23 protein-coding genes are annotated in these 24163 nt (G+C 72.1%); 5 read left to right on the top strand and 18 right to left on the bottom strand.

All coding sequences use genetic code 11. The annotated features are described in order from the left end of the window. Window positions 1–65 precede the first annotated feature (65 nt). The 5 genes from ACIQWR_RS18825 to ACIQWR_RS18805 all read left to right on the top strand — a co-directional run bounded on the left by ACIQWR_RS18825 (window position 66) and on the right by ACIQWR_RS18805 (window position 4950). Window positions 66–1118, top strand: coding sequence for an NAD-dependent epimerase/dehydratase family protein (locus ACIQWR_RS18825; RefSeq protein ID WP_404010511.1), 1053 nt, complete (start codon window positions 66–68; stop codon window positions 1116–1118). Window positions 1119–1153: 35 nt separating this feature from the next. After that, the gene (locus ACIQWR_RS18820) at window positions 1154–1342 is read left to right on the top strand and encodes a hypothetical protein (RefSeq protein WP_404010508.1); all 189 of its coding nucleotides are present in this window, start codon (window positions 1154–1156) and stop codon (window positions 1340–1342) included. 171 nt (window positions 1343–1513) lie between these two features. After that, window positions 1514–1813, top strand: coding sequence for a hypothetical protein (locus tag ACIQWR_RS18815; RefSeq protein ID WP_354381543.1), 300 nt, complete (start codon window positions 1514–1516; stop codon window positions 1811–1813). 114 nt (window positions 1814–1927) lie between these two features. Beyond that, on the top strand, window positions 1928–3745 hold the full coding sequence (locus tag ACIQWR_RS18810) for a cation acetate symporter (protein ID WP_404010505.1): 1818 nt from the start codon (window positions 1928–1930) through the stop codon (window positions 3743–3745). Beyond that, window positions 3742–4950, top strand: coding sequence for a sensor histidine kinase (locus ACIQWR_RS18805; RefSeq protein WP_404010503.1), 1209 nt, complete (start codon window positions 3742–3744; stop codon window positions 4948–4950). Before ACIQWR_RS18810 ends, ACIQWR_RS18805 begins: the two co-directional genes overlap by 4 nt. Window positions 4951–5041: 91 nt before the next feature. Here the strand turns inward: ACIQWR_RS18805 and ACIQWR_RS18800 are convergent, their stop codons facing one another. The 18 genes from ACIQWR_RS18800 to ACIQWR_RS18715 form a co-directional block, all read right to left on the bottom strand. Further along, window positions 5042–6505, bottom strand: a complete 1464-nt coding sequence (locus tag ACIQWR_RS18800) for a GuaB1 family IMP dehydrogenase-related protein (RefSeq protein WP_404010856.1) — start codon at window positions 6503–6505, stop codon at window positions 5042–5044. 238 nt (window positions 6506–6743) lie between these two features. Next, window positions 6744–7976 (bottom strand): IS701 family transposase, encoded by a 1233-nt coding sequence (locus ACIQWR_RS18795; RefSeq protein ID WP_404010500.1) that lies wholly within the window; start codon window positions 7974–7976, stop codon window positions 6744–6746. Window positions 7977–8096: 120 nt separating this feature from the next. Next, window positions 8097–8741, bottom strand: a complete 645-nt coding sequence (locus tag ACIQWR_RS18790) for a TMEM175 family protein (RefSeq protein ID WP_404010498.1) — start codon at window positions 8739–8741, stop codon at window positions 8097–8099. An 84-nt stretch (window positions 8742–8825) separates the two neighbouring features. Next, a complete protein-coding gene (locus ACIQWR_RS18785) occupies window positions 8826–9167 on the bottom strand; it encodes a nuclear transport factor 2 family protein (protein ID WP_399262357.1) in 342 nt (113 codons plus the stop codon). Window positions 9168–9236: 69 nt separating this feature from the next. Continuing rightward, window positions 9237–10712 carry an ATP-binding protein gene (locus ACIQWR_RS18780; protein ID WP_404010494.1) on the bottom strand — a complete coding sequence of 492 codons (1476 nt, stop codon included), beginning with the start codon at window positions 10710–10712 and terminating at the stop codon, window positions 9237–9239. Beyond that, a complete protein-coding gene (locus tag ACIQWR_RS18775) occupies window positions 10709–11983 on the bottom strand; it encodes an MFS transporter (protein WP_404010491.1) in 1275 nt (424 codons plus the stop codon). The genes ACIQWR_RS18780 and ACIQWR_RS18775 overlap by 4 nt, the downstream gene beginning before the upstream one ends. Window positions 11984–12014: 31 nt before the next feature. Next, window positions 12015–12866: an FAD binding domain-containing protein gene (locus ACIQWR_RS18770; RefSeq protein ID WP_404010488.1), complete on the bottom strand. Its 852-nt coding sequence runs from the start codon at window positions 12864–12866 to the stop codon at window positions 12015–12017. Then, a complete protein-coding gene (locus tag ACIQWR_RS18765; RefSeq protein WP_404010485.1) occupies window positions 12863–15274 on the bottom strand; it encodes a xanthine dehydrogenase family protein molybdopterin-binding subunit in 2412 nt (803 codons plus the stop codon). Before ACIQWR_RS18765 ends, ACIQWR_RS18770 begins: the two co-directional genes overlap by 4 nt. Before the next feature lie 5 nt (window positions 15275–15279). Then, window positions 15280–15744, bottom strand: coding sequence for a (2Fe-2S)-binding protein (locus tag ACIQWR_RS18760; protein WP_404010482.1), 465 nt, complete (start codon window positions 15742–15744; stop codon window positions 15280–15282). A 2-nt stretch (window positions 15745–15746) separates the two neighbouring features. Beyond that, window positions 15747–16373: an NADPH-dependent F420 reductase gene (locus tag ACIQWR_RS18755; protein WP_404010479.1), complete on the bottom strand. Its 627-nt coding sequence runs from the start codon at window positions 16371–16373 to the stop codon at window positions 15747–15749. Between the two features lie 81 nt (window positions 16374–16454). Then, complete coding sequence (locus ACIQWR_RS18750) at window positions 16455–17939, bottom strand: aldehyde dehydrogenase family protein (RefSeq protein ID WP_404010477.1); 1485 nt, start codon at window positions 17937–17939, stop codon at window positions 16455–16457. 34 nt (window positions 17940–17973) lie between these two features. Next, entirely contained in the window at window positions 17974–18714 is a 741-nt protein-coding gene (locus ACIQWR_RS18745) for a type 1 glutamine amidotransferase domain-containing protein (RefSeq protein WP_404010474.1), read from the bottom strand. 71 nt (window positions 18715–18785) lie between these two features. Beyond that, the gene (locus ACIQWR_RS18740; protein ID WP_404010471.1) at window positions 18786–19529 is read right to left on the bottom strand and encodes a MinD/ParA family protein; all 744 of its coding nucleotides are present in this window, start codon (window positions 19527–19529) and stop codon (window positions 18786–18788) included. Further along, entirely contained in the window at window positions 19529–20803 is a 1275-nt protein-coding gene (locus ACIQWR_RS18735) for a PP2C family protein-serine/threonine phosphatase (RefSeq protein WP_404010468.1), read from the bottom strand. Before ACIQWR_RS18735 ends, ACIQWR_RS18740 begins: the two co-directional genes overlap by 1 nt. 28 nt (window positions 20804–20831) lie before the next feature. Then, window positions 20832–21299 carry an ATP-binding protein gene (locus tag ACIQWR_RS18730; protein WP_404010465.1) on the bottom strand — a complete coding sequence of 156 codons (468 nt, stop codon included), beginning with the start codon at window positions 21297–21299 and terminating at the stop codon, window positions 20832–20834. An 11-nt stretch (window positions 21300–21310) separates the two neighbouring features. Next, on the bottom strand, window positions 21311–21622 hold the full coding sequence (locus tag ACIQWR_RS18725) for an STAS domain-containing protein (protein ID WP_399262335.1): 312 nt from the start codon (window positions 21620–21622) through the stop codon (window positions 21311–21313). 24 nt (window positions 21623–21646) lie between these two features. Further along, window positions 21647–23785 (bottom strand): glycogen debranching protein GlgX, encoded by a 2139-nt coding sequence (glgX, locus tag ACIQWR_RS18720; protein WP_404010462.1) that lies wholly within the window; start codon window positions 23783–23785, stop codon window positions 21647–21649. After that, entirely contained in the window at window positions 23782–24123 is a 342-nt protein-coding gene (locus ACIQWR_RS18715) for an STAS domain-containing protein (RefSeq protein WP_404010459.1), read from the bottom strand. Before ACIQWR_RS18715 ends, glgX begins: the two co-directional genes overlap by 4 nt. Between the last annotated feature and the right edge of the window lie 40 nt (window positions 24124–24163).

Raw genomic sequence — 24163 nt, 5'->3', positions numbered from 1 at the left:
CAAGCCTGCCCGGTCGTGACCTCCCCGCCCCCTTCCCCCTTCCGCCGAGTCCGAGGAGAACCGCCGTGCCGCTGACCGACGCCGACCTGTCTGCCGCCCTCGCAGGATCGACCGTGGTGGTCACCGGGGGCGGGGGCCTGGTCGGCTCCCGCATCACCGCCCGCCTTCGCGCGGCCGGAGCCCGTGTGATCGCCGTGGGCAAGCTCGATGCCTACCCCGCCACCGTCTACGCCGACCTGTTCGGCGTGCACACCACCGACCGGGACACCATCGTGGGCGATATCGCCGACGCGACCCTGATGGACCACGTCGTCCGGGAAGCCGACTACGTGATCCATGCCGCGGCCGTCGCCGACGTGGCCGCCTGCACCCGCAATCCCATGGCCGCTGTGCAGACCAACGTCACCGGCACACAGGTGCTCCTGGACGCTGTCCACCGCTGCAACGCCCGCGTCCGCCGGTTCGTGTTCGTCTCCTCCGCGGCCGTCTACGGCAACGGCGACCCCAAACGCCACGATGTCCAGACCTGGCACGAGGACCGGCGCCTGGCCCCGCTTTCGGTGTACGCCAACACGAAGGCGTGGGGGGAGGCACAGACGGCGCTGGTGCTGGGCAAGGCCAACGTCTCCCACACCTCGGTCCGGTACTTCTCCGTCTACGGCGAGCCCCAGACCGTCAAGGAAGGCTCGCACTCGTGGGTGGTCGCCTGGATGGCGATGCGCGCGAAGCTCGGCCTTCCCCTGCACCTGAACGGCGGCGGCCGACAGGTCCGCGACTTCGTCCACGTCGAAGACATCGCCGAAGCCACCATCAGGGCCATGCTCGCCCCCGCCGCCGACCGGCAGACCCTCAACATCGGCACCGGCCAGGCCACCTCCATCGCCGACGTGGCCCACCTCATCCGCAACCACTACCCCGACGCCGAGTTCCAGGACCGGCCGCTGCCCGAGGGCGACCCGCTGGGCGGGACGGCCGGCACGGCCCGCATGACCGCGGCCCTGGAGTGGGAACCCCGGATCACGGTGGCCGAGGGCGTGACCCGCTACATCGCCTGGCTCGACAACACCCCCACCGCCCTTCCCGACTTCCTGCGCCGTGAGGCCACCGAAGCCGCCTGAACCTCCCGCCCCGACGACGACCAGGAGCAAGCCAGGTGCCCGAGTCCATCCGTATCCGCGACCACGTCCAGACCGGCAGCATGATCACCCTCGGCCCCGGCATCGCCGTGGGCCGGCACTCGATCATCGCGGCCGGCGTCTGCATGGGCAGCACCATCGTCCCTGCCGCCAGCGTCGTGCGATCCGCCGCACCCGAAGCAGTCATCGGACCCCGCCGCGTCTGACGGCTGTGACCGGCGAATGTCCCCGACCGCCCGGCGCTGTGCGGACGCCGTTCGTCGCGCGGCACGGCGCGTACGGCGACCCGGCGGGGCCGTCGGCCGCAGGGCGCGCCCTTTCGGCCCGCGCCCGGTCCGCCCGCCCCTATCGTGGATCTTCCGGGCGGGAGGAGCGAGATGTCCGAGATCCAGGCGCTGCTCGACGCCCTGCAGGGGCTGCCCCGCACCCGGCCGACCGGTCCGGCCGAGGCCGAGGCCCTGCTGGCCCGGCTGCGCAGCGCGGCCGCACGCTGGGCCGACGTCCTCTACGAGGCCGACGAGAGCTGCCGCCAGCACCTGCCGCCGCGCGCGGAAGCGGCCCTGACCCTGGCCTTCCGGCGGGCCGAGGAGTCCTACGTGGAGCTGGAGATCGCCCGCCGCGACTGCGCCGAGCACCGCGACTGCGAACACCCGCACGCGCACGACCGGATGCGCTGATCCGGTCCGCGTCCGGCCCCGCGGCGGCGCCGGATCCGGCCTGTCGCCCACCGCACGCACGCGCCTAGAATCCGGTGACCGCAACCCGCCCCCCTTCCCCTCCGAGGCCGCACGGTGAACCAGACGTACGCGCTGAGCGCGGTCGCCGTCGTCGTCCTGGCCACGGTGCTGCTCGGCGGGCTCGGGCTGCGGATATCGCGCACCACCTCCGACTTCTACGTCGCCTCGCGCACCGTCGGTCCCCGGCTCAACGCGGCGGCCATCAGCGGGGAGTACCTCTCCGCCGCCTCCTTCCTCGGGATCGCCGGACTGGTGCTGCTCCAGGGGCCGGAGATGCTCTGGTACCCGGTCGGGTACACGGCCGGCTACCTGGTGCTGCTGGTGCTCGTGGCCGCGCCGCTGCGCCGCTCGGGGGCGTACACGCTGCCCGACTTCGCCGAGGCGCGGCTGGAGTCGCGGGCGGTGCGCCGGATCGCGGTGGTCTTCGTCCTCGGCGTCGGCTGGCTGTACCTGCTGCCCCAACTCCAGGGCGCGGGCCTGACCCTGCAGATCCTGACCGGCGCCCCGCGCTGGGCGGGCGGGCTCGTGGTGGCCGTCGTGGTCACGGTGGCCGTGGGCGCGGGCGGGATGCGCAGCATCACCTTCGTGCAGGCCTTCCAGTACTGGCTCAAGCTCACCGCGCTGCTGGTCCCGGCCTTCTTCCTGATCGCCGCCTGGGCCGGGGACGGCGCCCCGCGCGCGACCTTCGACGCACCCGCGGTGCTCCGGGAGCACGCCTCGGTCACCCTGGGCCAGGAGGTGCGCATGACCCTGGACGCGCCGCTCGCCTTGAGCGTCACCGGCCGGATCGACGGCCGGACCTACACCGGGGACACCACCGCGCTGAGCGCCGGCGAGCACACCGTGGCGGCCCGCACCCGGCTGGAGTTCGCGCCCGGCAGCGCGCTGCCCGCGGCCCGCGCGGCCGATCGGCCGGCCGCCGCGTCCTGGTCCCAGCCGCTCTCGGGCAAGCGCGAGGAGTACCGGCTCTACGCGACGTACGGGCTCATCCTCGCCACCTTCCTCGGCACCATGGGCCTGCCGCACGTCGCGGTGCGCTTCTACACCAGCCCCGACGGGCGGGCCGCGCGGCGCACCACCCTGGTCGTGCTCGGGCTGGTCGGCACCTTCTACCTGCTGCCGCCGGTCTACGGGGCGCTGGGCCGGATCTACGCTCCCGAGCTCGCCTTCACCGGCGACACCGACGCGGCGGTGCTGGTGCTGCCCGCGCGGATGGTCGGCGGCTTGCTCGGCGAACTGCTGGGCGCGCTGCTCGCCGCGGGCGCCTTCGCCGCGTTCCTGTCCACCGCCTCCGGGCTGACGATGGCGGTGGCGGGGGTGCTGCACCAGGACGTGCTGCCGGCTCGGGGGCGGGGGCGGGGGCGCGGGGGGCCCACCGCACCGGGCGGCTTCCGCGGGGCGGCGGCCTTCCGGCTGTCGGTGCTGGTGGCGATGGCGGTGCCGCTGGTCGGCGGGGTGCTGGCCTCGCACGTACCGGTGGCCGACGCCGTGGGGCTCGCCTTCGCGGTGTCGGCCTCCTCCTTCTGTCCGCTGCTGGTGCTGGGGATCTGGTGGCCCCGGCTGACCCCGCCCGGTGCGGTGACCGGGTTGGTGGTCGGGGGCGGGGCGGCGCTCGGCGCGGTGCTGGCGACGCGGGCGGGGCTGGCCCCGGCGGGCTGGCCGACCACCCTGCTGGCCTGGCCGGCCGCCTGGTCGGTGCCGCTCGGCTTCCTGACGATGGTGCTGGTGTCGCTGGCCACCCCGGGGCGGATACCGAAGGGGACGGCGGCCACCCTGGCCCGGCTGCACCTGCCCGAACAGCTGGTGCGCCGGCCGGAGGGCCACCGCCCCCACGGCCCCGACGGCGCAGCCGGCCCCGGGGACGCCCGGTGACGGGCGCGGCGCTCCTGGCGCCGACGGCCGTGGCCTGCGCGGTCCTGGCCGTGGGGTACGCGCTGGGCCGGCTGCACGCGCGCCGGGCCGGTCGCGGCGCCTCGGGTCTCGGCACACCGGTGGAGCGGGCCACCTTCCACACCCTGCACACCGCTTCGCTGGCCGCTCCCCCGCTGCGCGCCGGGCTCACCGAGGACACCGCCCGCAAGGCCGCCCGGCGGCTGCGCTCGCTGCTCGGCACCGAGGCACTGTGCCTGACCGACCGGGAGAAGGTGCTGGCCTGGGACGGTCCGGGGGCCGGACACCACGAGCGGCGGGCGATGGAGCGGGCGGCGCGGCTGCTGGAGTCGGGGCGCGGCAGCAGCGGGTACACGGACTGCCGCGAGCCGGGCTGCGTCCTGAAGTGGGAGGTCGTCGCCCCGCTCACCGGGGAGGACGGGGTGCTGGGGGCGCTGGTGGCGTACGGGGCCGAGGAGTCGGCGGTGCTGGTGCGGGCCGCCACCGAGGTGGCCCGGTGGGTCTCCGTACAGCTGGAGCTCTCCGAACTGGACCGTTCGCGCACCCGGTTGATGGAGGCCGAGATCCGGGCGCTGCGCGCGCAGATCTCGCCGCACTTCATCTTCAACTCGCTGGCGGCGATCGCCTCCTTCGTCCGCACCGATCCGGAGCGGGCGCGCGAACTGCTCCTGGAGTTCGCGGACTTCACCCGTTACTCCTTCCGGCGGCACGGCGACTTCACCACGCTGGCGGACGAGTTGCGGTCCATCGAGCAGTACCTGGCGCTGGCCGGGGCCCGGTTCGGGGACCGGCTGAAGGTGACCCTGCGCGTCGCCCCCGAAGTCCTGCCGGTGGCGCTGCCGTTCCTGTGTCTGCAACCGCTGGTCGAGAACGCGGTCAAGCACGGGCTGGAGGACTCCTCCGGGGAGTGCCGGATCACCATCACGGCCCGGGACGCGGGCCCGGAGGCGGTGCTGACCATCGAGGACAACGGGGTGGGGATGGACCCCGCGCTGCTGCGTCGGATCCTGGCCGGGGAAGCGACCGGCTGCGGCACGGGCATCGGCCTGCCGAACGTCGACCAGCGGATGCGCCAGGTGTTCGGGGACGACTACGGGCTGGTCTTCGAGACGGCGGTCGGCGAGGGCATGAAGATCACCGTGCGGATCCCCAAGTACCGCGCCGGGGTGCACAGCTCGCAGCGCTGAGGCCCGGGCAGCAACGACCGTGGCCCCCGGCCCGTCCTGGAACGGACGGGCCGGGGGCCACGGGGTGGTGCGGGCGTTGCCTGATGCGGGACTAGCTCCAGCTGGCGTGCAGCGGCTTGCCCTCGGCGTAGCCGGCGGCGGACTGGATGCCGACGACGGCCTTCTCCTCGAACTCGGCGAGCGAGCCGGCACCGGCGTAGGTACAGGAGGAGCGGACGCCCGCGATGATCGAGTCGATCAGGTCCTCGACGCCCGGGCGGGCCGGGTCGAGGAACATGCGGGAGGTGGAGATGCCCTCTTCGAAGAGCGCCTTGCGGGCGCGGTCGTAGGCGGACTCCTCGGAGGTGCGGTTGCGCACGGCGCGCGCGGAGGCCATGCCGAAGGACTCCTTGTACAGCCGGCCGTCGGCCGCCTGCTGGAGGTCGCCCGGGGACTCGTACGTACCGGCGAACCAGGAGCCGATCATCACGTTGGACGCGCCGGCGGCCAGCGCCATGGCCACGTCGCGCGGGTGACGGACGCCGCCGTCGGCCCAGACGTGCTTGCCGTGCTTCTTGGCCTCGGCCGCGCACTCCATGACCGCGGAGAACTGCGGGCGGCCCACGCCGGTCATCATGCGGGTGGTGCACATGGCGCCGGGGCCCACACCGACCTTGATGATGTCCGCGCCGGCCTCGATCAGGTCCTTGACGCCCTCGGCGGCGACGATGTTGCCCGCGACGATCGGGACCTGCGGGTCGAGCGCGCGCACGGTCCTGATCGCGTTGATCATCGACTCCTGGTGGCCGTGGGCCGTGTCGATGACGATGGTGTCCACGCCCGCGTCCAGCAGCTGCTTGGCCTTGACGGCGAAGTCGCCGTTGATGCCGACGGCGGCCGCGATGCGCAGCTTCCCGTTGGCGTCGGTGGCGGGGGTGTAGAGGGTCGCGCGCAGCGCGCCCTTGCGGGTCAGGATGCCGACGAGGCGGCCGTCCTTGTCCACGGCGGGGGCCAGCTTGCGGTGGCCGGCGTCGAGCTGGTTGAAGGCCTCGCGCGGGTCGATGTCGGCGTCGATGAGCAGCAGCTCCTTCGACATGACCTCGGAGATCTGGGTGAAGCGGTCCACACCGGACAGGTCGTGCTCGGTGACGACGCCGATCGGGCGGTTGTCGGCGTCGACGACGACGCCGGCGCCGTGCGCCCGCTTGGGCAGCAGGGACAGCGCGTCGGCGACGGTCTGCGTGGGGGCCAGCGTGATCGGGGTGTCGAGCACGTGGTGGCGGGTCTTCACCCACGAGATGACGTCGGTGACGACCTCGATCGGGATGTCCTGCGGGATGACGACGATGCCGCCGCGGCGGGCGACGGTCTCGGCCATCCGGCGGCCCGCGATCGCGGTCATGTTGGCGACCACGAGGGGAATGGTGGTGCCGGTCCCGTCGGGCGACGAGAGGTCGACGGCCTGCCGGGAGCCCACCGAGGAACGGCTGGGCACCATGAACACATCGTCGTACGTCAGGTCGTACGGCGGCTTCAGGTCATTGAGGAAACGCACGTGCTGAACATCCCAGTCGATCGGAGGGGCCGCCTGCCCTGACGGGGCAGCCGAGGAAACGCACGTACTTCATTCTCCCATGTCCTGGCGTTGGTGCAGCCCGGGGCGATCGTCCAGGACGTGGTGGGACGGTTGGTCCTTTCCTACGGGACCTTAGTCCCGGCGGGGAAGTACGAAAAGGACCCACGCGAAGGAGCCACGCGAAGGACCCAGGCGAAGGACCCACGCGCGTAGAGCGCGGCCCCGCGGTGGCCGCCGGTCAGCGGATGAACTCCCGGCGGGTCGCCTGGCCGGGTATCAGGGGCCGGGGCGGCAGCACCGCGGGAGTGGTGCGGGGCTGACCGGGGGGCCTGACCGGTCCGGGGTACGGATCGGCGGCGGCCCGGCCGCGCGCGCCCAGCAGGGTCGCGGCGTGGGCGACGCTGGCGAGGGTGGCGTGGTGGTGCCAGCCCCGGAAGGAACGACCCTCGAAGTCCCGGATGCCGACGGGCTCGCAGATCCCGGCGAAGTCGAGGGAGACCCGGTCGGTGAGCTTGGCCAGCAGGAAGAGCTGGGCGAGCGGCCGGTCGCCGATGTTGGTGATCCAGAATTCCGAGGGCAGCAGGGCGGCCTCGGTCCAGGCCCCGACCAGCAGCAGCGGGGTCGGCGCCGGTGCGACCCGCTCCTCCAGGGGCGTGCCGAGGACGGCCGCCGCGGTCAGCAGGGTGACCGCGCCCTCGCCGCGGCCGTGCCGGGTCCATTCGACGACCCGGCGTTGCGAGCGCAGGGAGTCGATGAGCTCGCGGGCGGGTGCGATGTGCGGTCCGGGCTTGTGGCGCCCGGCGCCCCCGAAGGACACCGGCAGCGATCCGTCGACCTTCAGAACGAAGGGGATGTCCTGGAGGGAGAAGGATTCGATGGTGTGCGCGATGTCGGTGTTGGCGACCTCCATCACCACCGGCCTGCGCTGCAACTGCCAGGTGGCGGCCATCCGTTGGACGGCCTGCACGGCGTCCTGCGCGGGGGTGAGCGAGCGGGCCGTGTCCGGGATGCCGGCGCGGCGGCGGTGGAGGAGTTCGCTGGTCCAGGGCCCGGGGAGGGTGAGGGTCCATTCGACGGGGAAGCTGGCCTCGCTGGACGCGAGCCAAATGCCGCCGGCCTGCTGGCAGTTGGCGGTGCGGCCGAGCTGGGGGACGAACTGGCGGCCCACTCCGACCGAGCGGTCGCCGGCCTTCTCGATGACCATGGGCTGCACCACCCAGGCCAGCGGGCGCTGGGCGGTGCGTTCGAGGTGCTGGGCGAGGGAGCGGCGTACGGGCGTCCAGTCCCAGGGAGACTTGCTGATGAACTGCTGGAGGCTCTGCTCGACGGAACTCGCGCCGGTTCCGGCGATATTCCGTATGGTCTTCTTTCCGCTGGTCCGCACGAGGCCGTTCAGATATACGCGGGCCCAGTTTCGCTGGTCCCGCCGGGGTAAGGACTCGAAGAACAGAGAGATCAGAACGTCGATCAATTCGGAGATATCCTTGGCGGATTCCTCCGGCAGGACTACGCGAGCCATCCGGGCCTCCCCCGCGACCAGCTAGATCCAATACCCTACTTGACCGGCGGAACCGCCCGTAGGGCCCTGCGGCTACTTCATGAGGTCGCTGGCGTTTTCGAGCCGCTCTTCTTCTATCACGAGGGGGATGGGGATCTGGTTCGCCGCATAGTAGAGCGCGATCAGGAAGTGTGCGACGAGAGTGAGGGGTGCGGAGAAGAAGGACAGGACCACGGTGCAGGGGTAGGCGATGGCTCCCAGCCCGAAGCGCATCCGGGTGGCGCGGGCGCCCTCCCGGTCGACGTGTTCGTGGAAGAGGTGGCCCACTCGCGTGACGTACCACCAGAAACTGAGATAGGCGAGGGCGTAGACGACGGTCCACGCGCTGTAGAGGATGGCGGCCGCGTTGGCCGAATCCCCGTCGTCCAGGTGCTCTGCGAGCACAGAAGTGGTCCACGGGATCACCGAAACCACCATCAACACCAGGAGATTGAGGAACAGGAGCGGCCTGTCCACCTTCTTGAGGTGAATGAAGATGGTGTGGTGGTTGACCCACATGACGCCGATGATGAGGAAACTCACCACGTATGCCGCGTAATGCGGCCACTGTTCCCACAAACCGTGCCAGAGTGCGGATCCGGTTTCCTCCGGGACCTTGATCTCCAGTACGAGAATCGTGATGACAATGGCGAACACGCCGTCACTGAACGCCTCGACGCGTCCGGTTTCCGATTCCATGACCTCCCCTTTACCCCACTGTTCCGCGTGCCGGGGAGAGCGCTGCCCCCGCCCTCCCCGCACACGCTACCCAGATATCGGGAGTCAGCCGCCGAACCCGGCGGTCTGGCGCCAGATCCGGCCATCGCGGACGACGAGCGTCCCGAACGCGTGCTCCGGTTCGCCGTTGAGGTTCATGATCGCCCGGTAGAAGATCGTGTCCTCCGTCTCGACGTACTCCTGGAGCTCGACCAGCGTGGGCTTCACCGAGAGGTAGCCGGTGAAGGTCTCCCGTACCGCGTCGATCCCCACCGATGCGCCTTCGAATCGAAGGAGCACGGCGTCGTCGGTGTAGTTCCTCATCACCGCCTCGATGTCCAGCGCGGCCAACGCGTCCATCTGGCGGACGAAGACCGGGTGCAGCTTCGCGATGTCGTAGGTGGCCATGTCGACTCCCTTTCAACTGGGTTGGGTGGTGCGGCGCGTGGTCAGGGCTCGAAGGTCGGGGCTGGTCGGTCAGGACGCGTCGGGGGCGGCGGGCGGGTGCGGGGCCGGGGCCAGCGGGAGGCGGACCACCATCCGCGTCTCACCCGGCCGGGACCGCGCCGCGATGGAGCCGCGGTGGCGCTGGGTGACGATGCGGTAGCTCAGGTGCAGCCCGAGCCCGGTGCCCTTCCCGACGTCCTTGGTGGTGTAGAACGGCTCGAAGATCCGGGGCAGGGAGCTCTCGGGGATGCCGCGGCCCGTGTCGCAGACCTCCACGACCATGCACCCGCCCTCGGCGCGGGCACGCAGCGTGAGCACTCCGGAGCCCTCCATGGCCTCGGCCGCGTTGTCGACGAGATTCGTCCACACCTGGTTCAACTCGCTCGGATAGCCCGTCAGTTCGGGCAGATCGGGGTCGTACGCACGCACGATGCTGATCCCGGGGAGCTTGGACCTGAGCACGACCAGCGTGTTCTCCAGCCCGTCCGTCACCGCGAAGCGCTGCTCGGGGGCGCGGTCGAGATTGGCGTAATCACGGGTGGCCGATACCAGGTGGGAGATCCGCGGTCCGGCGGCGCGCAGCTCGGCCGCCAGCGCGCGGACCTCCAGCAGGGCCGCCAGGTGGTCGAGGGCCGCGGGCAGCGCCGGTTCGCCGATCCCCTCCAACCGTTCCAACAGCCAGCCCAGCTCCAGCCCGAGGTCCGAGAGCCCGGCGCCGAGCAGCCCCGGCCGCTCCACCCCCGCCTCCTCGGCCCAGTCGCCGATCGCCTCCTCCGCGTCCGCCTGGGCCAGTGGGTCGGTGGTGGCCGGTGGCGGGAGCTTGTCCAGCTCGTCCTCGATCCGGTCCAGGACGGCCCGCTCGGCGCCGGTGGCGGCCGCTCCCCAGGACTGCGCGGTGCGGGTGAGCCGGTCCAGGGCGGGGGCCAGCTCCTGGGCGGCGCGGGCCACGGCCGCCGCCGGGTTGTTCAGCTCGTGCGCCAGGCCCGCCGCGAGGGTGCCCAGCGCCTCCACGGTGGCCCGCTTGCGGGCCTGGATCTCGGAGGACTTGATCCGCCAGGCCAGCACGGGCAGCAGGACCGCGGCCACCCCGTGGCAGCGGGTCAGCATGTCGAAGAAGACCGTCCTGGGGTAGGCGACGACGGTGGTGGCGGGGCCGCTGGCCGCCGCGGTGGCCACGTACGTCCCCTCGGTGAGCAGGGGCAGTTCGCCGGTGAACCGGTGGGCGGCGGCGGGCTTGCCGTCGTGGTCCTCGGCCGCGGCGCCCTCCTCTTCGGTGGAGTGCCGGGTGAGCACCTCCTCGCGGCCGTCGACGACCTTCGTCACGACCAGGCCGCCCGAGAGCAGCACGTGGAAGCCGGTGGCCTCCTCGCCGTCGCGGAAGATCACCTCGCCGTCGGCGAGCGCCCGCGGCTCGGAGACCGAGACCAGCCAGTCGAGTTGGTCCTCGGTGAGCGCGGCGAAGATCTCCAGTGCGCCCAGCGCCGTGCGCAGCTCGGACGGGTTCACGGCGTGCTCCCCTCTGCCCGGGTGCGGGCGGCCAGTCGCAGGGTCACCCACAGGGCCACCGCGCAGACGGCGGCGACGGCGGTCATGAAGCCGACCGAGGTGCGGTGCAGCCCGTGGATGTTGGTGAGCAGCCCGGCGAGCACGGCCGGGACGCTCATGGCGAGGTACGCGAACACGTAGACCGCGGCGGTCAGTTCGCCCCGGTGGGCCGGCTCCGCGAGGGCGCTCAGGGCGCGGAAGGAGCCGAGGAAGGCGGCGCCCCAGCCGGCCCCGAGGACCGCGGTGCCGATCAGGAACACGGCGGCCGAGCGCACTCCCAGCGCGAGCAGGACCAACGCCAGTCCGGCGAGCAGTCCGCACAGGCCGAGCACGGCGGTCCGCAGGGCCTCGGTCCGACCGAGGAAGAGCTGGGCGGTGGTGGCGGCGCCCGCGAGGAGGGCCACGGTGGCGCCGCCGACGAGGTAGTTGGTGCTCTGGAGGAGCGAGAGCGCCAGGTGCGGTCCGAGCGAGAGGTAGAAGCCGCCGACCGACCAGACGGCGACGATGGTCAGGACGAGGACGGCGAAGCGGCGCCGGACCGGGGCCGGTACGCCGATCCGGTGCGGGCTCAGGGAGAAGCCGCGACCCGGCCGGGCGGCGCCGGGGGCGCTCTCCCCCATCCGCACCACCCCGATCAGGGCGAGCGCGAAGGCGCCGATGAGCAGCAGGTAGCTGAGCGCGGTGGGCGCGGGCCCGTACTGCACGAGGAGTCCGGCCCCGAGCCCGCCGAGCCCGATCCCGACCGTCGGTCCGGCGCTGTTGACCTGGGCGCCGAGCGCGGGCCGGGAGCGGGGGGCCAGTTCGAGGAGCCCGGCGCCCATGGCCCCGGTGGCCAGTCCGACGGCGAGCCCCTGCACGGCGCGGGCGGCGAGCAGCCAGCCCAGTCCCTGCGCCCCGGCGAAGAGGGCCATGGAGACGATCGCGAGGACGAGTCCCGCGCCGAGCACGGGACGGCGCCCGAGCGTGTCGGAGAGGGAGCCGAAGAGCAGCAGGCCGCCGAGCACGGTGACGGCGTACAGGGCGAAGACCACCGTGATCATGCCGGCGGAGAGGTCCCACTTCCGCTGGTAGAGCACGTAGAGGGCGGAGGGCACGGAGGAGGAGAGCATCAGGAGCACGAGGACCGCGCCGATCACCCAGAAGCCGGAGCCTCTGGAGGGCGCGGCCGCCCCGCCGGCAGGGTGCACCGTCACTCCCGTCGTCGTCTTGGGCAGGTGGGCCACTGCTCTCACTCCCCCGTGGTGCGTCGCTGCGCGGCCGCGCTCAGCCGAGTGCGGTCCATGCGGACAGTGCCCTGGTCAGGGCCCGGGCCGTCAGTACTCCCGCGAGGTGGCCGAGGTACTCGGCCGAGGTGCCGCGCCCGGGGACGAACAGGTCCCGCGGTTGGGCCCGGAAGGCCGCCAGCACCTCCTGGGTCGGGTAGGCGTGGCGGTCGCGCAGGAGCTCCTCGACCCCGTGCAGCCGCACCGCCCGGGCGGTGGCCCCGGTGACCGCGATCCGCGGGCCGTGGCGGGTGATCCGTACGGCGACCGCGCAGACCGGGTAGCGGGTGGCCCGGTCGGCGGTCTTCTCGAAGGCGCCGGCCGCTCCCGCGGCGGGCACCAGCAGCGCGGTGATCAGCGCGCCGGGTGGCGCGCCGGTGGCCGTGAACTCCTCGGCGGTGCGGGTGGACCGGCCGCCGGGTGCGGCGAGCTCGACCAGCGCGTCGGCGGCGAGGGCGGCCACCGGGAGGTCGGTGGCCCGGCCGGGCGCCGCGAGGTTGCCGCCGACGGTGCCGAGGTTGCGGACCTGCGGGTCCCCGTTGGCGCGGGCGGCGGCGGCCAGCTCGGGGGCCTCGCTGAGCACGAGCGGGTCGGCGGCCAGTTCGGCGAGGGTGGTGAGGGCGCCGATCCGCACCCCCGCGGAGGTGCGGACGGCGCCGCGCAGCCCGGGGAGAGCGCGTACGTCGACCAGCAGGCGGACCGGCCCGCCGCCGGGGACGGCCTCCCCTGTGCGCAGTCCCGGCAGCAGGCTCTGGCCGCCGGCCAGGACGCGCGCTCCCGGGGTGTCCGCGAGGAGGGCCAGGGCCTCCTCGACGTCGCCGGGCCGGACGTAGTCGAATGCGGTGGGGATCACTGCTCCGCTCCTTCTCCGCGCAGGCGGCGCCAGACCTTCTCCGGCGTGAGGGGCATGTCGATGTGCCGGACGCCGAGGTCCGCGAGCGCGTCGACGACCGCGTTGACCACGGCGGCCGCGGGCGGCACGGTGGCGATCTCGCCGGCCCCCTTGGCTCCCAGCGGGTTGTGGGGACTGGGGGTGCAGGTCTTGTCGAGGGCGAAGAAGGGGACGTCGGCCGCGCGGGGCAGGGCGTAGTCGCGCAGGTCGGCGGTGATCAGGACGCCCTGGTCGTCGTATTCGGCGGCTTCCATCAGGGCCTGGCCGAGGCCGTGCACGATGCTGCCCTCGATCTGGCCGAGGACCACCTTAGGGTTGCCGATGTTGCCGGCGTCGTCGACGGCGGTGTAGGCCACCACCTCGGTCTCGCCGGTGAGTTCGTCCACCTCGACGACGGCGACGTGGCTGCCGAAGGGGTAGTTGAAGTCCGGCGGGTCGAAGTGGGTGGTCTCGTCGAGGGCGGGTTCGATGTCGGCGGGCAGTCCCCAGCCGTACCACAGGCCCATGGCGAGCTCGGCGAAGGTCTTCGCGTTCTCCTCGTTGCCCGCTTCGAAGACCTTGCCGTTCGCGTAGACGGCCCGGTCCTCGGGGATGCCCAGGAAGACGGCTCCGGCCCTGACCAGCTTCCGCTTGATCTTGCGGGCGGTGAGGGCGATGGCGGGGGCGGCCATGCTGTAGGAGCGGCTGCCGTACGTGCCCTGCCCGTAGGGGGCCTTGAGGGTGTCGCCCTCGTGGACGTCGACGGTGTCCACGTCGATGCCCAGCTCGTCCGCGGCGACCTGGGCGAAGACCGTGGCGTGGCTCTGGCCGGTGGAGGCGGAGCCGACGGTGACGCTGACCTCGCCGGTCGGGTGGACCCGGATGTTGGCGCTCTCCCAGGTCCCGCCGAGCATGCCCTCCTGGGACATCCGGGTGGAGGGGCCGACCCCGCAGATCGCGACGTAGGTGGCGAGGCCGACGCCCAGGCGCTTGCCGCGGGCGCGGGCCTCGGCCTTGCGGGCGGGCACGTCGGCGTATCCGGAGAGCTCCAGGGCCCGGTCGAAGTTCTCCCGGTAGTTCCCCGAGTCGTAGGTCCAGCCGAGGCCGTTGTCGTACGGGAAGCGGTCGGCCGGGACCAGGTTGCGGCGCCGGACGGCGGCCGGGTCCATGCCGATCTCCCCCGCGTACCGGTCCACCAGGCGTTCCATCAGGAAGGCGGCCTCGGCGCGGCCGCTCCCGCGCTGGGCGCCGAGCGGGACGGTGTTGGTGAAGGCGGCGTACACCTCGCAGAACGCGGCGTCGATGGCGTACATGCCGGTGATCGAGCGCCCCATCAGCGCGGTGGCCACCCCGGGTCCGATGGTGGAGGGGTACGCGCCGAGGTTGGCGTAACTGGTGCAGCGCACCGCCGTGATCCGACCGTCGCGGGTGCCGGCCAGCGTGACGTGCTGGCGGTGGTCGCGGCCCTGGACGGTGGAGTTCATCAGGCCGGTGCGGGTGTCGACCCACTTCACGGGGCGGCCGAGCGCCTTGGCGAGGACCAGCACCAGGGCCATGTCGGGGTAGAGGTACCCCTTGGTGCCGAAGCTGCCGCCGACGGTCGGGGCGATCACCCGGAGCTTGTTGAAGGGGATGCCGAGGACCAGTGCGGAGAGCAGGAAGCGGTGGTTGTGCGGGCCCTGGGTGGAGGAGTAGAGGGTGTACTCGCCGGTGGCCCGGTCGTAGGCGCCGATCGCGCCGCGCGGCTCGATGGGGCTGTTGATGGTGCGCTGGTTGACCAGGTCCAGCTCCACGGTGACCTCGGCGTCGGCGATGGCCGCGTCCGTACGCTCCTGGTCCCCGCAGGTCCAGTACGCGTTGAGGTTGCCGGGGACGGCTTCGTGGAGCTGCGGGGCGTCCTCGGCGAGGGCGTCGTCGGCCCGGGTGACCACGGGCAGCGGCTCGTACTCCACGCTGATGGCGGCGAGCGCGGCCACGGCCTGGCGCTCGGTCTCGGCGACGACCACGGCGATCGGGTCGCCGACGTGGCGCACGGCGTCGCCGGTGAGCACCGGGCGGGAGCCCGGAAGTCCGTAGGGGTGGGGCGGGAAGTGGCTCTCGACCCCGCCGGGTATCCAGATGCAGGGCAGCGGCATCAAGTCCGTGAAGTCGGCCGCCGTGGCCACCTTCAGGACGCCGGGCATCTGCCGCGCGGCCTTGGTGTCGATCCCGAGGATCTTCGCGTGCGCCACCTCGCTGCCGAGGATCGCCATGTGGGCGGTGCCGGGCAGGTCGATGTCGGCGACGTACACGGCCTCGCCGCGCAGCAGTCGCGGGTCCTCGCGGCTGTCGATCGGCTGCCCGAGCAGACCCGGTGCGTGGAGTTCGCTCTCCCCCGTCACGGTGGTCATGGCGTTCACCCCTCCTGTCTCGACGTCGCGCAGGCGCGCTGCACGCCCCGGACGACGCTGTGGTAGCCGGTGCAGCGGCAGAGGTTGCCGGTGAGCCATTCGCGGATCTCGGGCTCGGTGGGGGCGGGGCCGCCGGCGGTGGTGTCGACGAGTTCGCCGAGTGCCATGACCATGCCGGGCGTGCAGAAGCCGCACTGGGTGCCGTGCTCCTGGCGCAGGGCCTCCTGGAGTCCGCTCAACTCGCCCTCGGGCCCGGCGACTCCCTCGATGGTGGAGACCTCGGAGCCGGCCGCGGCGACGGTGAGGACGAGGCAGCTCTTGGCGGACTTCCCGTCGAGCCGGACCACGCAGGAGCCGCATTGGCCGGTGTCGCAGCCGACCTTGGTGCCGGTGAGGCCCAGTCCGTCGCGGAGCCGTTCGACGAGCAGTTCGTTCGGCTCGGCGGCGAACCGCTCTTCGACCCCGTTCACTTTCAGTGTGATATCCATGCGAGGGCCTGCGCTTCCGTGAACGGATGGTTGAAGAGGGGTCCGTCGGGCTGCTGGAGAATTCCTCCGGAATGCAGCGGACCGGTGTCGACGGGGGCGAATCCGAGATCGGCGATGATTCCCGCGACGATTTCCTTGGCCTTCGCGTCGTCGCCCGCCGTGTAATGCGCCAGACGTTCCGCGGCCGTCGCGCGCGGCACGCTTCCGGCGACGGCGAGGGTCGCGAAGTGCATGGTGTTCAGGGATTTGACGATGCGCGCCCGCGGATACCATTCGGCGACCCGCTCGCTGGAGGACTTCGGCCCGAAGCCCCGTGGCATGCCGCGGTCGTCGAAGGCGTTCATCGCGTCCACGAGCACCGTCCCGTCGACGGCGCCCGCGGGCAGCAGGGCGGCGGCCCGGTCGAAGGGCACCATCAGCACCAGGAGTTCGGCCCGCTCCGCCGCCTGGACGGCGGTCGCGGCCTGCGCGTCCGGGCCCAGTTCGGCCACGAGCGGGTCCAGCGAGCGCGGGCCGCGCGCGTTGGCGAGGACGACCTGGTGGCCGGCCGCGACCAGGATCCGCGCGAGGGTGGAACCGATCCGTCCGGTGCCGATGATGCCGGTGTTCATGGGTGCCCCTGTCGCTCGTCGGTCGGTCGGCCGGTCAGCGTTCAGCCAGTCAGCTGGTCAGCAGGTCAGCAGGTCAGCAGGTCAGTCCATGCCGATCCAGACCGATTTGGTCTGGGTGTAGCTCTCCAGGGATTCGGGACCGCACTCGCGACCGAAGCCGGAGGCCTTGTAGCCGCCGTACGGCACCGAGGGGTCGTACTGGTTGTAGCAATTGACCCAGACCGTCCCGGCCTTGATCTGCGAGGCGACCCGGTGGGCCCGGCGCAGGTCCTTCGTGTGCACCCCGGCGGCGAGGCCGTACGCGCTGTCGTTGGCGATGCGCACGGCGTCCTCCTCCGTGTCGAAGGGGATGATCGACAGGACCGGCCCGAAGATCTCCTCCTGGGCGATCCGCATGCCGTTGTCCACCCCGGTGAAGATGGTCGGCAGGAAGTACAGGCCCTCGGCCGAGGCCCCTTCCGGGGTCCAGCCGGTGCCGCCGACCCGCAGGACGGCGCCCTCCTTCTGGCCGATCTCGACGTAGGAGCCGACCTTGTCGAACTGCCCCTGGTGGGCCAGCGGCCCGAACAGGGTGGCCGGGTCGCGCGGGTCCCCGGGCTTCAGCGCCGCGGCCCGGCGCACCAGGCGCTCGACCATCTCGTCGTGGACGGGGCGCTGGAGCAGCAGCCGCGAACCGGCGGTGCAGATCTCGCCCTTGTTGTAGTAGATGCCGAAGAAGGCGAGCTCCTCGGCGGCGTCGAGGTCGGCGTCGGCGAAGACGATGTTGGCGGACTTGCCGCCGAGTTCCATCGTGACCTTCTTCAGGGTGTCGGCGGCCCGGCGGATGATGGACTGGCCGACGACGGTGGAGCCGGTGAAGGCGATCTTGTCGATGCCCGGGTGCCCGGTCAGCGTCTCGCCCAGCTCCACCCCGGGCCCGGTGATCACGTTGAGCACCCCGTCCGGGATCTCCGCCTCCTGGAAGAGCTCGGCGATCTTCAGGGCGGTGAGCGGGGTGGCGGGAGAGGGCTTGTGCACGACCACGTTGCCCGCCGCGAGGGCCGGTGCGATCTTCGTCATCGACAGCAGCAACGGGAAGTTGAAGGGGGTGATGGCGCAGACCACCCCGACCGGTTCCCGCAGCGTGTAGGCGAGCTGGCCGCCCGCCGGGGCCCGCGAGGAGCCCTCCACCCGGGTCACGGCCCCGGCGTAGTAGTGCATGAGCTGGGCGGCCATGGGTGCGTCCACGGTGCTGGAGAAGGCGAACGGCTTGCCCATGTCCACGGTCTCCAGCAGCGCGATCTCCTCCAGGTCCCGCTCGATCAGCTCGCCGACCCGGTTCAGCCTGAGCGCGCGCTCCTGTGAGGAGAGTCTGCTCCAGGGGCCTTCCTCGTACGCCGTGCGGGCGGCGGCGACGGCCGCGTCCGCGTCGGCGGCGGCGGCTTGGGCCACCGGCACGATCTCCTGACCGTCCACGGGGCTGATGTCCGGTTCGGTCCGGCCGTCCCGGGCCTCGACCCAGGTGCCGCCGATGAACAGCTTCCCGGGGTTGGCGAGGGGTTGGCCCTTGAGCTGACGCTTCGTCATGACTGCCTTCCGGTATCGGGTGCGGGCGGGTGTGCTACCCCTGGTCGAGCTGGAGCAGGAACGTCTCGGCGAGGGCCTTGGAGGAGTAGGGGTTCTGTCCCGTCGTGAGCCTGCGGTCCACGACCACGTGCGAGTCCCAGATCGCCTCGGCCTTCTCGTAGCGGGCGCCGAGCCGGGTCAGTTCGACTTCGAGGATCAGCGGCAGCCGGCCCGCCATGTTGGTGACCATCTCCTCGCCGTGCGAGAAGGCCGTCATCCGGTAGCCCTCGAAGGGCCACCGGCCCTCGCCGTCGCGCAGCGCGAGCAGCGCGGTGTGGCCGTGGCAGACCGTCGCGAGCGGCTTGTCCTGGGCGATCGCCCACCGCAGGACCTGCGCGAGCTCGTCGGACTTGGGGAGGTCCCCGATGGCGCCGTGACCGCCGCTGATGTAGATCCCGTCGTAGTCGGCGACGTCCTTCTCGCCCAGGCTCTCCAGGGCGATCGGCTGCCTCAGCTGCGGGGTCTGCTCGATGGCCCGCAGGTACGCGGCGGCGTCGGCCGCGTCGTTGTCCTCGGAGCCCTGCGGCCGGACCCACCGCAGGAAGGCGGCGTCGACGCTGGTCTGGTCGACCGTGGGGGCCAGGCCGCCGATCGTCGCCACGTCCACGCTGTGGCCCGCGGCCTTGAAGAGCTGATAGGGCACCACGAATTCCTCGGCCCAGAATCCCGAGGGGTGCTGTTCACCGTCCAGCAGGTGGAGCGTGGCCTTGGCCGTCATGACGACGAGAATCTTCATGACTGTTCTCCTTGTTTCCGATTCGCTGCCGATTCAACACGCCCCCCGCAAGGGGCGTAAGGGGGGTGCCCTCAGGCACGTGATACTTCGTCACGTGCGTCGAGCACCGCGATGATGGTGTGGAATTCATCGACCATGGGGTGGTCGGGATGGGCTTCGGCGAATATGCGTTCGCCGTACAGCGCGGCCAATTCCGGTGCGTACGGCAGGACCGCGGCCAGCGGCGCGCCGTAGACCTCCTCCGCGCAGCGCCGGAAGCGGACCGGGTCCACGCCCTGTGGGGCCATGCTCATCACCAGGGCCCGCCGGCAGGAGAGCCGCCCGGCCAGGGCGATGGTCTCCTCGACCCCCGAGAGGTCGATCCGGTCGGCGCGCGCGAGGATCAGCAGCACGTCGGCGCTCGCCATGGCGGTGACCGACTCGTTGCTGAGTCCGGCGTGGGTGTCGAGCAGCAGCACGTCCAGGGCCAAGGAGGAGGCCAGTCGGTCGAAGCCCTCCGGGAGCAGCCCGACGTCGTAGCCCGTGGTCATGATCTCCCGCAGGGCCGCACTGCCGGTCCTGGCGGGTACGACGTACAGCCCGGGGACGCCGGCCCGCTGAGCGGCGGCCTCGATCTCGCACCGGCCGAGCAGGTAGTCGGTCAGCGACGGGCCGGGTCCGAGCCGGAAGAGCAGGTCGAGGGCGGGCGACTGGATGTCGGTGTCGACCACCCCGACCCGGCGGCCGGCGCCCGCGAGCAGCAGTGCCAGGTTGGCCAGCACGGTGGACTTGCCGGTGCCGCCGCGGTGCGAGTGGACCACGACGGTCAGGGTCATCAGGCCACCGCCCGCTCGGCCGGTCCGGCGCCCCCGCCACCGGTCCCGTGCGGCCCCCGCGCCGCAGGTGGCCGGTGCAGGGCCAGCATGGTGACGTCGTCGTGCTGCTCCGCGCTCCCGGTGTGTTCCCGTACCGCGGTGTCCATCCGGTCGAGCAGGTCCCGGCCGCGCAGCGGCGTGTGGGAGAGCAGGTCGAGCATGCGCGCGTCGCCGAGGAAGGTGCCGTCCGGGCACCGGGCCTCGGGCACCCCGTCGGTGAAGATGAAGAGGGTGTCCCCGGGGTCGAGTTGGGCGTACCCGAGGGTGTAGACGCAGTCGGGCAGCACCCCGACGGCGGGTCCGGTGACCTCCAGGGGCCTGGGCGTGGAGCCGTTCGCGCTGAGCAACAGGGGCGGGTTGTGGCCGCCGTTGATGTAGACGAGGCTGCCGGTGTGCGGGTCTAGGACGCCGAAGAAGAGGGTGGCGAAGTACCCCTGCCGGAGGTGGTTGCGGGTGAGGTAGCCGTTCGTCGCGGTGACCGCGTTGAGCAGCGGGGTGGCGCCGACGACCGGAATGCGCCTGCTGCTGCCGGCGCGCCCGGCGGCGACCAGGTTCTGCAGGCCGCTGTTCTCGGCGGTGTGCCGCAGCAGCGAGCGGATGAGGGCCATGAAGAGGGCCGAGCCGACGCCCTTGTCGCAGACGTCGGCGACGACCACGGCGAGGCGTCGGCGGTGGGAGATCTCGAAGACGTCGTAGAAGTCCCCGGCGACCTGTCGGGCCGGCCGGAAGCGGACGTCGATCTCCCAACCGTCGGGCACGGGAAGGGACTCGGGCAGGAAGCCGGCCTGGATCTCCCGCCCGATCTCCAACTCCTTCTCGTAGCTCATGAGTTCGGCGCGGGCATCGGCCTCGCGCAGGGTACGGCCGAGCTCGGCGCGCTCGGAGCAGGTGTGCAGCCGGGCCGCCACCAGGGCGGGCAGGAAGGGCGGGACGAGGTAGTCGTGGCCGATGCGCACGTGTTCCTCCAGGGAGGCGAACCCGCCCACGGTCCAGACGACCACGATCGGGGCCCCGGCCCAGCGGCGCAGCCTGCGCACGACCGTGCGCACGGACTCGCCCGCCACCTCGGCGGGGGCGAGCAGCACGTCGGCGACGGGCAGCGTCCCCAGCGGGCCGGTGAGCAGCTCCGACAGGGTGCGGGCGACCACGGCGGCGTCCATCGCCGCCAGGGCGGCGAGCAGTTCCGGGGGCGGCGGCGGGTGCGCCTCTAGGACGATCACGGTCGTGGAGGGCATGGGCCGGTCCCCTCTGCCTGCGTGGGGGTCATCGCTGCGGCCGCGGGCCCGCGAGGACGGTCAGCGTGCTGATGTTGCGGCCCTCCCTGCGTACGTAGCCGAAGTCGTCCACGCTGGTGAGGGCGAGGTGGATGCCCAGGCCCCCGATCCGCCTGCGCTCGGGCGGCAGCTCGGTGGCGGGCGGCAGCCGGCCGGCCACCGGGTCGAAGGCCGGCGCGCCGTCCTCCAGCACGATGCTCGCCCGCCCGGCCCCGGCGCGGCCCAGGACGGTGATCCGCCCCTCGCCGCCCCGGTACCCGTGCGTGACGATGTTCGTCGCCAGTTCGTCCACCGCGAGCCGCAGCCGGTAGGCGGCCCCCCGGTCGAGTCCGGCCGCCACCGCCACCGCCCGGACGAACTGGGCGATGGCGGTCAGCGAACCGAGGGCGGCCGGGACGTGCAGCTCGGCGGTGGCCGGTTCGGTCAGGCGGGTCCCGCGGTGCGGGCTAGCGCCCATGGGTACCGCCCTCACTCATCGGAGAGGATGATGCTGCGGTCCAGGCCGGCCGTCCGGATGGTCCGGGAGACCGGCTCGATCGCGCCGACGACCCGGATGGTGACGTGGCCGGCGACCTTCTGCTGGGCGAAGACCAGGGAGCGCAGCCCGGCGCTGGCCATGTAGCCGACGCCGGCCATCCGGATCTCGACGGTGCTCGTGCCGTGCCCGGCGGCCTTCTCGATGGTCTGGTGGAAGTCGGGTGCGGTGTTGGCGTCCAGTTCGCCCGCCAGCTCGATCACGGTGGTGTCGCCCTCGATGCTCAAGGACACGGAAAGCGGCATGTCAGGTCTCCTTCGGCCGTGCGGTCAGGACGTCTCGGGATCCGGTGCGCGGCCGACGAGGACGACGACCGAGCGCGGACCGATCAGGTACTTGCCGGCGTTCTCCAGGACGGCCTCGCCGCCCGGGGAGCGGATGTCGTGCGGGGCGGTGGCGCCGGTGTCGGCGAAGAGGTGCCAGCTGCGGTGCCCGGGCAGGGCGGGCAGCTCCAGGTCGTGCGCTTCCCAGTGCGCGTTCATGGCGACGTACACGACGTCGTCGTCCGCGGGCCCGCACCGGGCGACCGCCAGCAGGCGGCTGTCGGGCGACCAGTCGGGCTGCCAGGCCCGCTCCCCGTGCCAGCTGATGTCCGGGAGGCCGACGTGGTCGCGGACGAGGCCGGTGGGGTGTTCGGTGGCGCGCAGCTCGCGGTGGTGCATGCGCAGGGCGATCATCTGGCGTGCGAAGCGCAGCAGTTCGGCGTTGTCCTCGACCTGGTCCCAGTCGAACCAGGAGAGTTCGTTGTCCTGGCAGTAGGTGTTGTTGTTGCCCTGCTGGGTGCGGCCGACCTCGTCGCCCGCCAGCAGCATGGGGATGCCCTGGCTGGTGAAGAGGATGGCGAGGGCGTTCTTCATCTGGCGCAGCCGCAGCCGGTTGACCTCGACGTCGTCGGTGGGTCCCTCGGCACCGCAGTTCCAGCTCTGGTTGTCGTTGGCGCCGTCGTTGTTGTACTCGCCGTTGGCGTCGTTGTGCTTCTCGTTGTACGAGACCAGGTCGGCCAGTGTGAAGCCGTCGTGCGCGGTGAGGAAGTTGACGGAGGCGGCGGTGCCGCGGCCGGTGTACAGGTCGGGCGAACCGGCGATCCGGGTGGCGAGTTCCCCGGTGAGGCCGGGATCGCCCTTGAGGAAGCTGCGGACGGTGTCGCGGTACTTGCCGTTCCACTCCGCCCAGCGGCCGTAGGCCGGGAAGTTGCCGACCTCGTAGAGGCCACCCGCGTCCCAGGCCTCGGCGATCAGCTTGGTGTGCCGCAGCACGGGGTCGTACGCGAGCATCTCCAGCAGGGGCGGGTTGGGCAGCGGGGTGCCGTCCAGGTCCCGGCCGAGGATGGCGGCGAGGTCGAAGCGGAAGCCGTCGATGTGGTAGTCGGCGACCCAGTGGCGCAGGCAGTCGAGCACGTAGTTGCGCACGACCGGGTGGTTGCAGTTGACCGTGTTGCCCGTGCCGCTGAAGTTGAAGTAGTACCCCTCGGGCGTGAGCATGTAGTAGGTGGCGTTGTCGAGGCCCTTGAAGGAGATGGTCGGGCCGAACTCGTTGCCCTCGGCGGTGTGGTTGAAGACGACGTCGAGGATGACCTCGATGCCCGCCGCGTGCAGGTCCTTGATCAGGGTGCGGAACTCGTCGCCCTGCATGCCGTAGCGTCCGGTCGCCGCGTACCCGGCCTTCGGGGCGAAGAAGGAGACGGTGTTGTAGCCCCAGTAGTCGAAGAGGTGCTCGCCGGTCTCCGGGTTGGAACGCGGGTTGTCGCTCTCGTCGAACTCGAACACGGGGAGCAGCTCTATGCAGTTCACCCCGAGTTCCTTGAGGTACGGGATCTTCTCGCGCAGGCCCGCGAAGGTGCCGGGGGCCGTCACGCCCGAGGAGGGGTGCCGGGTGAATCCGCGCACGTGGGTCTCGTAGACGACGAGGTCGGTGGCGGGGATCTGGAGCGGGGTGTCGTCGCCCCAGTCGAAGTCCTGGAGGCAGACGCGCGAGCGGTACTGGTAGGCCCGGTCCCGGTCCGGTTCCACGCCCCACACGTCGCGGCCGCTGATCAGCCGGGCGTAGGGGTCGGAGAGGATCTGCCGGGCGTCGAAGCGGTGCCCGGTGACGGGGTCGAAGGGGCCGTCGGCCCGGTAGCCGTACTCGATGTTCTCGTGGTCGAGGCCGAAGACGGTCATGGAGAAGACGCTGCCGGTGCGGAACTCCTGGGGGAAGTCCAGCTCGGCCATCGGCTCGGGCTCTCCGCGCTTGAAGAGGACCAGGGCCATCGAGGTGGCCTGGTCGGAGAAGACGGAGAAGTTGACCCCGCCGGGGACCACGTTGGCCCCGAAGGGGAAGGGCTTGCCCGCGCGGACGCCGTACCCGCCCACCTCGTGGGTCGGGTAGGCGTCGACGCGCAGGACCTGTTCGGAGCTGCTCCCGCTCATCGCACGGCCGGTTTCGCGGCGGTCGCGGCGGCTTCGCCGGTCTCGAAGAAGTCGAGGAAGCCGGTGGCCGACATGACGAACCGGACTTCCTCGCTCACCCCGTACAGGGTGACGGCGACCCCGGCGTGCTGGGCCTCGCGGTAGACGACGAGCAGGGTCCGCAGGCCCGCGCTGGAGACGTAGGTGACGGTGGTGAGGTCGATGCGCAGCGGACGGCCCTCGCGGACCAGCGGCAGCAGCGACTGGAGCAGGGACCCGGAGGTCTCGCTGTTGATCTCGCCGGTGGCGACGAGCACGGTGCCCGTCTTGTTCCGGCGTTCCTTGACGCTGAGTGTCATGGTCTTCTTCCCCTCGTGTTGGGGCGCCCCCCGTTGAGCG

This window comes from Streptomyces sp. NPDC098789 (genome assembly GCF_044759975.1).
In the GTDB taxonomy this organism is placed as follows: Bacteria; Actinomycetota; Actinomycetes; order Streptomycetales; family Streptomycetaceae; genus Streptomyces.
The sequence above is the reverse complement of the archived record's forward strand: the minus strand, read 5'-3'. Positions and strand labels throughout refer to the sequence as shown.

What these genes read in the sequence shown, in the direction of transcription:
- ACIQWR_RS18815 (WP_354381543.1), top strand. Translation starts at nt 1,514, where the DNA reads ATGTCCGAGATCCAGGCGCTGCTCGACGCCCTGCAGGGGCTGCCCCGC.
- ACIQWR_RS18790 (WP_404010498.1), bottom strand. Translation starts at nt 8,741, where the DNA reads ATGGAATCGGAAACCGGACGCGTCGAGGCGTTCAGTGACGGCGTGTTC.
- ACIQWR_RS18785 (WP_399262357.1), bottom strand. Translation starts at nt 9,167, where the DNA reads ATGGCCACCTACGACATCGCGAAGCTGCACCCGGTCTTCGTCCGCCAG.
- ACIQWR_RS18765 (WP_404010485.1), bottom strand. Translation starts at nt 15,274, where the DNA reads ATGACCACCGTGACGGGGGAGAGCGAACTCCACGCACCGGGTCTGCTC.
- ACIQWR_RS18755 (WP_404010479.1), bottom strand. Translation starts at nt 16,373, where the DNA reads ATGAACACCGGCATCATCGGCACCGGACGGATCGGTTCCACCCTCGCG.
- ACIQWR_RS18750 (WP_404010477.1), bottom strand. Translation starts at nt 17,939, where the DNA reads ATGACGAAGCGTCAGCTCAAGGGCCAACCCCTCGCCAACCCCGGGAAG.
- ACIQWR_RS18745 (WP_404010474.1), bottom strand. Translation starts at nt 18,714, where the DNA reads ATGAAGATTCTCGTCGTCATGACGGCCAAGGCCACGCTCCACCTGCTG.
- ACIQWR_RS18740 (WP_404010471.1), bottom strand. Translation starts at nt 19,529, where the DNA reads ATGACCCTGACCGTCGTGGTCCACTCGCACCGCGGCGGCACCGGCAAG.
- ACIQWR_RS18735 (WP_404010468.1), bottom strand. Translation starts at nt 20,803, where the DNA reads ATGCCCTCCACGACCGTGATCGTCCTAGAGGCGCACCCGCCGCCGCCC.
- ACIQWR_RS18730 (WP_404010465.1), bottom strand. Translation starts at nt 21,299, where the DNA reads ATGGGCGCTAGCCCGCACCGCGGGACCCGCCTGACCGAACCGGCCACC.
- ACIQWR_RS18725 (WP_399262335.1), bottom strand. Translation starts at nt 21,622, where the DNA reads ATGCCGCTTTCCGTGTCCTTGAGCATCGAGGGCGACACCACCGTGATC.
- glgX (WP_404010462.1), bottom strand. Translation starts at nt 23,785, where the DNA reads ATGAGCGGGAGCAGCTCCGAACAGGTCCTGCGCGTCGACGCCTACCCG.
- ACIQWR_RS18715 (WP_404010459.1), bottom strand. Translation starts at nt 24,123, where the DNA reads ATGACACTCAGCGTCAAGGAACGCCGGAACAAGACGGGCACCGTGCTC.